The following is a 1,932-nucleotide window of genomic DNA, read 5'->3' on the forward strand; positions in this document are numbered from 1 at the left end:
GTTCGGCGGCGTCGAAGCCGGTCGAGCCGATCACCAGCGCCGGACCGCCGCGCAAGGCGCAAGCCTCGGCAAGCTCAGCCGACGCGGCCGGCGTGGTGAAGTCGATGATGACGTCGGCGAGCGCCAGCGCTTCGTCGCGGCTGACCAGTCCCTCGCCGGTGGAGCCCGGCCGATGGAAACGGGCGGCGAGCGCCAGACGCGGATCGGCCACGACGGCTTCCACCATCTGCCGGCCCATGCGGCCGAGCGCGCCGGCTATGGCGATCCTGAGCGGCTGCGGCATGGCTATTCCTGTCGAGAGGCTAGTCGGAACAGAGCTTTAGCACGCCGCCTTGCCAAATTGATTCAGCCGGCAGTCGCGCCATTCGTCTTCAGCATCATCCCGGCGATCTCCTTGACCAGCTTGGCGGCGACAAGCGCAGTGACGTTGGAGAGGTCCTGGCGCGGATTGTATTCGACGACGTCGGCGGCGACGATTGGCTGGTCGATTGACTGGATCAGGCCGATCACCTGGCGGGTGGTGAACCCGCCTGGTTCGCGATGGGAAATGCCGGGCGCGAAGGCCGGATCGAGAGCGTCGATATCCATGGAGACATAGACCGGCGTCTTGTGGTCAAGCCGCAGCCCTTCCTTGAAGTGCCGCATCTCCACCACCTCGACACCGAAGCGCTTGAATTGGTCGCGGTGGTGGTCGTTGACGGTGCGCAGGCCGACCTGGATCAGTCGGTCGGCAAGCCGCTCCTCCATAATGCGTGCGAAGGGCGAGGTGTGCGAGCGCGGATTGTCATCATAGGCATGATAGATATCGGGATGGGCATCGATATGCAGGATCGTCAGGCTGGGGTGGCGGCGCCGCACCGCGCGCAGCAGCGGCCAGGAGATCGCATGGTCGCCGCCGAGCGAGATCAGCGGATGGCCGGCATCCAGCGCGCGACCAACCTCGTCTTCGATCCGCTCCCACGGATCGCCGGCCTGCGCGAAATCGATATCGCCATGATCGATGAAGCGGTCGCTGAGGTCAAAGCCGGTTTCCGACCATGAACTGTAAGCATCGTTGGTGAGCTCGCGCCGGATGAGCGGCGGCGCTTCGGCCGCACCGCGCAGCCAGGACGAATTCTCGTCATGCGGAATGCCCAGAAGCGAGATCTTGCTCACGACATCCTTCCTCCTCGCAACAGACAGGGTGTCTCTATAGACGCGGGAGCTGGCGGCTGCGACGGCAGGCGCTTGGGCCAGATCGCGGTCTCAGGCGCTAAGCTCTTGCGGCTTGCGCAACCACACCTTGTTGTCGTGCAGCGCCGCACCGCCATAGGGCGCCGGCGCGTCGGCGCCGGTCAGCACATTGATGCCCTCGCCGCGCTCATGCGCGCTGTTCGGCCAGATGCCTTCGGCGATCACCACGCCACGCTGGATGCCGTCGAAGAACTTGGCGTGCAGCACCAGTTCGCCGCGCTGGTTGCCGACCTCGACGCGACCGCCATCGGCAAGCCCCAGCCCGGCGGCATCCTCGGGATGCAGCAGCAGCACCGGCCTGCCCTCCTTTTGCTTCGACACCGGCGTCTCGGCAAAGGTCGAGTTGAGGAAGTTGCGCGCCGGCGAGGTGGTCAGCCGGAACGGATGCGCCTCGTCCGCCGCCTCGATCAGTTCGACATGGTCGGGGAATTCCGGCAGCCGCTCGACCGGCCCGAACAGGCCCATGCTCCTCGGCGGCCGGTTGGGCGCCGCCTGTCCTGACCAGTCGGGGCGGAAGCGGAATTTTCCGTCCGGATGGCCGAAGCCGTTGATGAAATGCGCCGCCTCGAAATCCGGCTGCATATCGATCCATTTCTGTTCCTTCAGGCTGTCGAAGCCGCCCAGCCCGCGCTTGCCGAGGATGATGTCGATATGCTCCTTCTCGGTCAGGCCGAAGCCCGGCCTGTCGCCGCCGCCGAG

At 65.9% G+C, this 1,932-nt stretch carries 2 protein-coding genes and 1 pseudogene; all 3 read right to left on the reverse strand.

Annotated elements, in window-relative coordinates; all coding sequences use genetic code 11:
• Positions 1–283: pseudogene (locus EN742_RS33490) on the reverse strand (4-hydroxy-tetrahydrodipicolinate reductase); the annotation flags it as partial.
• Positions 284–345: 62 nt separating this feature from the next.
• Positions 346–1,155, reverse strand: a complete 810-nt coding sequence (gene speB, locus EN742_RS33495) for an agmatinase (protein ID WP_127406374.1) — start codon at positions 1,153–1,155, stop codon at positions 346–348.
• A 90-nt stretch (positions 1,156–1,245) separates the two neighbouring features.
• Positions 1,246–1,932 (reverse strand): molybdopterin dinucleotide binding domain-containing protein (locus tag EN742_RS33500; protein ID WP_281035032.1); only part of this gene is annotated, 687 nt, incomplete at its 5' end.

The organism is Mesorhizobium sp. M4A.F.Ca.ET.020.02.1.1 (assembly GCF_004022645.1).
GTDB lineage: Bacteria > Pseudomonadota > Alphaproteobacteria > Rhizobiales > Rhizobiaceae > Mesorhizobium.